General features: G+C 46.0%; 5 protein-coding genes and 3 pseudogenes. 6 read left to right on the top strand and 2 right to left on the bottom strand.

The annotated features are described in order from the left end of the window. The 4 genes and pseudogenes from NY78_RS24320 to tnpA all read left to right on the top strand — a co-directional run. Nucleotides 1-260, top strand: a pseudogene (locus NY78_RS24320) (transposase family protein); the annotation flags it as partial. A 242-nt stretch (nucleotides 261-502) separates the two neighbouring features. Continuing rightward, nucleotides 503-1126: a hypothetical protein gene (locus NY78_RS25100; protein ID WP_156181116.1), complete on the top strand. Its 624-nt coding sequence runs from the start codon at nucleotides 503-505 to the stop codon at nucleotides 1124-1126. Nucleotides 1127-1568: 442 nt separating this feature from the next. Beyond that, nucleotides 1569-1671: pseudogene (locus NY78_RS25095) on the top strand (Tn3 family transposase); the annotation flags it as partial. A 72-nt stretch (nucleotides 1672-1743) separates the two neighbouring features. Then, nucleotides 1744-2094 (top strand): IS66 family insertion sequence element accessory protein TnpA, encoded by a 351-nt coding sequence (gene tnpA / locus NY78_RS25930; RefSeq protein WP_043640859.1) that lies wholly within the window; start codon nucleotides 1744-1746, stop codon nucleotides 2092-2094. Between the two features lie 65 nt (nucleotides 2095-2159). Here the strand turns inward: tnpA and NY78_RS24310 are convergent. After that, nucleotides 2160-2345, bottom strand: a pseudogene (locus NY78_RS24310) (hypothetical protein); the annotation flags it as partial. A 284-nt stretch (nucleotides 2346-2629) separates the two neighbouring features. Here NY78_RS24310 and NY78_RS21245 point away from each other — a divergent pair. Then, nucleotides 2630-3208 carry a recombinase family protein gene (locus tag NY78_RS21245; RefSeq protein ID WP_043640855.1) on the top strand — a complete coding sequence of 193 codons (579 nt, stop codon included), beginning with the start codon at nucleotides 2630-2632 and terminating at the stop codon, nucleotides 3206-3208. Between the two features lie 532 nt (nucleotides 3209-3740). Then, on the top strand, nucleotides 3741-6659 hold the full coding sequence (locus tag NY78_RS24305) for a glycosyltransferase (protein ID WP_197084305.1): 2919 nt from the start codon (nucleotides 3741-3743) through the stop codon (nucleotides 6657-6659). 247 nt (nucleotides 6660-6906) lie between these two features. Here NY78_RS24305 and NY78_RS21240 read toward each other — a convergent pair. After that, a partial coding sequence (locus tag NY78_RS21240; RefSeq protein ID WP_043640851.1) for a recombinase family protein occupies nucleotides 6907-7460 on the bottom strand: 554 nt, incomplete at its 5' end.

The following is a 7460-nucleotide window of genomic DNA, read 5'->3' as shown; positions in this document are numbered from 1 at the left end:
GACTCGACACCGAAAAGGTGCCGCACGAACTCCATCTGACGCTTGGCTCCGAACGGGGCGCCAGTCATCCCTGTCCCCAATGCGGCCGAATGTGCAAGCCCCATGACTACCAGGAGTTCACCTGGCGGCACCTCAATTTCTTCCAGCATTACTGCTATCTGACCGCGCGGGTGCCCCGAGTCGATTGCCCTGACCATGGCACCCGCCGCGTCACCGTCCTCTGGGCACGGCCCGGCAGCAGCTTTACCCTGCTTTTCGAGCATTACAATGAGCAGCGGCCGGATATCGCTTTTGACGTTCATGGCCCCATAGGTGTATACGGGGAAGATCGAAAGGTGGCATGACCACCAACCCAATGACAGCTGAACCACGCCGCAAGTCTGTTTGACAAATTTGAATTATTTCAAGATGAACGGCTTTACCGTGTTCGGCAATGTGGGTCGCCCAGTATTGTTGAGGTAATCTTTGTAGGGCATTGAGATACATGCTGGAGTTTAATGTTATGAACAATTATGGATTTACGTATAACGATAAGTATTACAGTGAAAATACCTACGGAGAAGACTATGTTCCTGAGTTTTGTCGAGTGATAGAGAACGCGTCAGTGCATGGTTCCAATAACGTTTTAGAATATGGCAGTGGCATTACTTCACTGGTGCTTCTTGACTATTGCTCTAAATGGAATTCGCAATTGTTTGTGACTATCGACGATAATAAGGAATATCAAGATGCAATTTTTGAAAATAGAAATAAACCTTCTTTTTTTAAACCAATAACACAATCTATTAATGGTGAATGCAAAAATGATCGAGACTTGTCATTAAATTATTCTACTTATCCGTTATCTCTAGGGATAAAATTTGATATCATATTTATAGACGGGAGGCGGAGGGTTGAGTGCGCTTTTATATCTGCCCTTTTATCCAATCAATGTACAACAATAATTATGCATGACTATCGTCGCCTTCGCTACCAGCCAATCCTTTCAATCTTTGACATTGTTGAAGACGGACCTCAGTTTAGATTATTGCGCTTAAAACAAGAATTAAACTATTTATTTAATAAAAAGTTTGAAATAATAAAAAACATATGTGAAGTTTTAAAGTGGCATGATATTACTCATTAAATAAAAACTAATGATTAAATTTCCGACCATTGTAGAGTGGGTTTCTTCGCCGTTTCAAATGAAATTTACCTTGAGAGGATATCACCGATCGGAGCGGCGACCAGGTAAATCATGGTGATGGAGTTGGCCACGTTCCGGTAGCCCCTGGTTCTGGCCCTAGAGCGTGTCATGAACAATTGATCGTTTGAGGCTCTGCAGAGGCAATGTTCGTGCATCCTGATGGAAGTGTTGGAAGGTTCTCGGCGAGGACGAGGGGTAAAACAACATTTCGAGGGCAGGATGTGAGTCCAGGGATGTTGCTTGTAGGGCAATGTTTGCTTGTGGCTGGCGCAAGGCGCAACTTTACCGTCAGCCATCGCGTTCAATTGGATCAGCGATCAGGACCAGGCAAATTTCGGGACGCTGAGACAACGCTCCCACAGTTCTTTGAAACGAAGGGTCTCGCCGACGGGTGCAGATCGGGCTGAACAAAGGGGAAGCGAAGAACGCCGCTGGCGCGGGCGGTGTTCCTGAACCGGCTTGGCGAAATCCGCGACCGCAGCTTCGTAACCGTCAAAAGAGGTCCTTCTTACGTCTCCTGAGTTTTCTGGCATGGAGTGTCCCCAAGGGGGACGACCATGGCTGCATCAGCAACGGAGCATAGATCCGAGAAGGCGACGTATTGGGCTGGACATTTTGAGTCTTGGCGAGGCAGTGGCCTGAGCCAGGGGGCTTACTGCCGGCGGCATGGCCTTTCCCAAAGTTCATGGGGCTATTGGCGGAAGCGTTTGGCGAGATCGGCCGACGAAGAGGCAGCGCCTTGCTTCGCAATCGTCCCTGTGCCGCTGTCTGCGTCGCCCCAGGCGTACATGGCAACCGCACCTGAACCAATGCTGGTGCATGTGGGCAACGCCTTTCGCATCGAGATCAGAGGCGACTTCGCCGCGCCGGTGCTGGAAAAGCTTGTCCGCACGCTGACGCAGCTATGATGTTGCCGGCAAACGGCGTCCGGGTCTACCTGGCTCTGGGAGCCACGGACATGCGCAAGGCCATTGACGCTCTCGGCGAAGGCATCCCAGGACATGACCGTCTCGATAGCGGCGAATGGATCGCCGCCCCTTTGCTTGGCTTCGATCAGCGCTTGACCAATGCGACCGAACAGGCGCACTTTGGCATTTATCGCCTTGCCGGATGCCTGGAACTGCTGCTGGTGCTTCTTCTTGGCATTATTGAACAGCTTCGCCGAAGGTGTAGTGCCGAATGAGTTCGTCTTCGGAGTCTGGCAACGCCAGAAGGCTTGCACGCTCGGCGGCGGGTGGATTGAACGGCGGGGCATGCGGTTTCCTTCTTCTTGAAAACGCTGGTTTCAGGGAGACCGGCAGGCACCCAGCCCTTCGCAGCCAGGGAGGACCAAAGGACCTCCCAAAACAATCTCTTGATTTACTCTCCCAAAACAACCATCATCAATATTGGTTACGGGAGATCAAAGGGCGGAGCAACAACTTCAATGGGATGGACTGCCTAATGCAGATCGGCTATGTCAGGGTCTCAACCCGCGACCAAAAACCCTACTTGCAAATGGATGCATTGCGCGAGGCCGGCTGCGAGCGTATTTTCGAAGAAACGGCGAGCGGTACCAAACGCGATCGGCCGGAACTTGTAGCGGCCTATGACTATATGCGAAGCGGCGACACTCTGGTGGTTTGGAAACTCGACCGGCTGGCGCGCTCCACCCGTCAATTGCTGGAGACGGTGGAGGCTTTGGAGCAGCGAGGTATCGGTCTCAAGATACTCACCCAGAACATGGATACAACCAGCGCCGGCGGCCGGCTCATCTTCACCGTGTTCAGCGCTATCGCCGAATTTGAGAGAGAAATCATCTGCGAGAGGACCCGGGCTGGCCTGGATGCTGCCCGCTTCCGAGGGCGGAAAGGCGGACGCCCGCGTGCCCTGTCCGAAAAGGATCTGAAGCAAGCCAGGGCCCTGCTGACCGATCCGGAAATCACCGTCGAGGACGTGGCTCGCCGGCACGGGGTTGGCCCCTCCACGCTCTATCGCTACCTACCGGCAGCGCGGCAATCAGTTCAAGGGGATGGAAACTAAAAATTCTCTCATGCCTTCGGCGTTGCCAAGCTTAGCTGACTTAATAATAAAATTCATATAGTTATACAAGAACAGGTCACAAGTAGGTCATAGATCGGTCAAAAACAGGTCACTGATCGGTCGCAAACCGGGTATGTTCCGAGCACAAATCGAATATTTCAATATTTATAAATAAGTTGAGTATGTTATGCAAACAAGCCAGGGCGCAGGCCTGGCAAGTGCCCCGCAGACCAGTGAGCGTAGCGAGTGGGACCGGGGCTGACTTGCCTTTCACGATATTCTCCCGGCAAGGGCTCAGTCGCTGGAATTCGTGACGAGACGGCTCAAGCGCGATGAAAACGAGCAGCCAAGCTTAGCGTACGATTTTTTCCGTTTTCTGAGGCGACCCCTTTTTGAACTGATCTCATGGATGCCGGTGTCGTTTTTTCAAAACTGATCGCCTAGGTGGAAATACATCAGGCGCCTACACCAGTTGACGCTTCCAGGTGTCAAGCCTATTCTTAACCGGACAGTAATGAAAAGGAATCATAAAATGAAAATAGTAATTGACATGCAAAGCTGTCAATCTGGAAGCAAACTCGGAGGAATAGGTCGATATTCTATTGATTTGGTTGAACATATTCTGCTACAACAACACTCTCATGAAATATTGGTATTGCTAAACAATCAGCTTCCGGCAAGAATCAATGAGATTCGTTCGTATTTTAAAGATTTATTACCTCAAATTAATATTATTTGCTTCGATTCTTTGCCAAATACTGCAGAAGTTAGTTGTACAAACATTGCATATACGAGAGTAGCAGAATGTATTAGAGAAAAATTTATAGCGGACCTTAAGCCTGATGTGTTGTTAATTTGCAGTCTTGTCGAAGGCTATGGTGATGATGTTTTAACATCAATTGGTCATTTTTCTGCTCCATATATTACGTGTGTCATATTATATGATCTTATACCATTAATGTACTCAGACGTGTATCTTAAAGAGAAAAAAATATCAGATCATTATTATAACAAACTACAATATTACGATAAATCAGACATTTTGTTTGCAATATCTAACTACTCTAGACTTGAAGGTAGTGCGCATTTAAAAGTTAAGCCAGAACAAATAATAAACATTTCTTCAGCGATCAGTAGTTTTTTTCGTAAGAAAGAGATCAGCCCTGTCGAACGTCAGAATATTTACTCTAGTTATGGGATACAAAACGACTTTTTATTATATACAGCTAGCTTCGATATACGTAAAAACCATGGAAACCTCATTAAAGCGTTCTCTTTCGTTGACAGTAAACTTCGCGAATCATTGCAGCTAGTTTTTGTAGGAAACGGTAATGACGATATATACTCAAATCTATTTGATATTGCAATTTCACATGGACTTTCAAAGCAAAACATAATTTTCACCGGTTGCGTGGATGATGACACTCTGCTCTGCTTGTATAATCTATGTATTCTATTTATATTCCCTTCGCTTAGTGAGGGATTCGGTTTACCTATCCTTGAGGCGATGGCTTGTGGAGCACCCGTTATCGCTTCAAATACCACATGCATTCCTGATGTGGTTGGATATGAAGATGCTTTATTTGATCCAAGGTCTCCCCATGATATAGCATTTACAATCGAAAAATTTTTGACAGACAAGCGGCTCTACAACGATTTAAAGCAGCATTGTCATGATCGTGTGAATGAATTCAGCTGGGAAAAATCTGCACAAGTTGCATTAACAGCGATTGAAGATACCTTTTTAAACAATAACGGCAACAACAAATTGCAAGCAGTTTCTCGTAAACATTTAATGGACAAAATTTCACACTATTTACTCTATGGCGACATAAACGATCAAGAGCTTGTCAACATACTGGCTTGCATTGGAGCAAATGAACGTATTGTTGAATGTTATTTCAAATCATTAGCTGTAAGCAAGTACATTTACCAAGAAAAAATAGGACTTGTATCGACTTGGAACACTAGATGCGGGATTGCTTCATATAGTGAAAACATTATGAGAGACTATTTTGGCCAATTTATGGTATTTGCTCCAATTGTAGACAATCTTTTGTCCGTAGATTCGGCGAATGTAGTTCGTTGCTGGACATTAGATACGTCTGAAGATTTCAAATTACTTAACGACAACATTGACAACTTCGGTATTTCAACATTATTTTTGCAATATAATTATGGTTTTGCAGACCCGTGCATTTTGGCAAAATTTATTGACAATTTAAAAGCAAAGGGTTTGCTCATTTTTATACAACTCCACTCGACCATTGACCCTCCACAAGATATTTTGCCAAGAAAACTTTCTGACATGGCAGAATCTTTAGGGCGTTGCGACAAGATATTTGCGATGACCAACAGCGATGTACAGAGATTACAACGCATTGGAATTTTCAATGTATCGTTATTCCCACTTGGGCATAGCCAGATTGTTTCAAAGGAAATTCACTTTCAAAAGAAGGATAACGAGATAGTTTTAGCTACTTATGGGTTTGCTCTTCCGAATAAGGGAATCCTAGAGCTCATTGAATCTGTGTCAGGTATTAGTGTTTCGAATAAAAAAATTAAACTTTTACTCGTTAATGCAGAATATCCAGTGCCTGAGTCTCAGCATTTAATACGTACTGCAAAGAAATTAGCTCTTGAAACAAATTTTGCTGACAATACACTATTTATAACTGATTACCTTGCTGACGAAGAAAGTTTGGGATATTTAATGCAAGCCGATATGATTATCTACCCTTATCAAAGGTCATCAGAATCAAGCAGCGCAGCCGTTCGTTTGGGGCTTCTTTCTAAGGCACCAGTTATAGTCACACCTTTGTCTGTCTTTGATGATGTTAAAGATCTTGTTTATTTTCTTCCAGGGACAACTGTTAACAGCCTTCGTGAAGGAATCACCAGGCTTATAAGTGAATTAATTTTATCTTGTAATGGATTTGAGCGAACAAAACAATACGGTCGCCGAATGCGATGGATTTTAGCCCGTGAATATAGTCGTTTGATTCAATATTTTCATTTTAACATGTTAATTTCAAGAGTGATGTCTGAAGGATATTTTTCAAATGTAATTTTTAAAGCTTCAGACCATCGGATACAGTCAGAAATAGGAATTAAAGAAGGCGGTGTTCTACGCTCAAATTGTCAAGACGGCTTGCTGTTATACGGGCCACATATCAATTTATATCCTGGATTATACAAACTTACGGTGAAAGGGTCTGGAAACACCCCTCTTTTTTCGAATAACTTTAAGGAAATCAGGCTGTCTTATAATTGCGGTCAAAATTCTTTGCAGTACGAAATGCTTGATGGTTGTACATCAAAAGATTCTTTAACTTTGCAATTTGTAATTAAAAATAAGGCTTGCAATTTTGAGATCACAATATTTGTCAGCCATTCCGCTTCCGTTTTTATTTCTGAGTTATCATTTTCTTCAAGAAAATTTTTCCCCTAGTGCGTCTGACCTGCCCCCCTAAACCTGAGCCAGGAATTAAGTTAGGATTCTGGCCAAGGAGTAAGGAAGATGGGCAGGAAAGGACACTCTCCCGAGCAGATTATCACCATGCTGCGTGAGGCTGAGGTTGCTCTGGCTCAAGGAAAGACGGTTGACGAGGCCCAAACCCAACATTCATGCCACCAGGAATCAAGTAGCTTCGAGCAGGTCTTTGGGTGTCAGGGGCATGGCAAGTACATCAAAAAGTTTAGCCTGTTATATCGATCTTGGCGTTTCTGTGCCGGTGAACGATGCTCATCACCGTATTCTTGCTGAGCTTCAATTCTTTGGCGATGTCTCGATATGACCGGTCCTCTTCGACGAGGCGGAGCACCTTGGGGGCCAGGCGGTCGGCCTTTGGGCGATGACCAGGCCTGCGCCCAAAGGTCTTACCCTGCGCCTTGGCCGCGGCGATGCCGGACCGCACCCATTCCCGAAGCAGATCTCTCTCGAACTCTGCCAACGCGGCCATCATGGACGCGATCAGTTTTCCCTGGGGCGTGCTCAGGTCAAACTGGAGACCGGTCTGCGCGATCAGGGAAACGTTCCAGGCCTGGAGATTCTGGAGGGTCTGGACTAGGTCCGTGGTGCTGCGCCCCCAGCGAGTCAATTCTGTCACCAGGATTGCGTCGATGCGCCGGTCCTGGGCCAGGGCCATGATCTTCTTTCGTTCCGACCGCTGGTCCTTGGTCCCTGATGAGATCTCTCTGCGGATCTCCACCACCCCGAATCCTGCTCGATCCGCATAGGCCAGAAGATCCT

This window comes from Desulfovibrio sp. TomC (assembly GCF_000801335.2).
GTDB lineage: Bacteria > Desulfobacterota > Desulfovibrionia > Desulfovibrionales > Desulfovibrionaceae > Solidesulfovibrio.
This window is presented reverse-complemented; position numbering and strand designations above follow the sequence as displayed.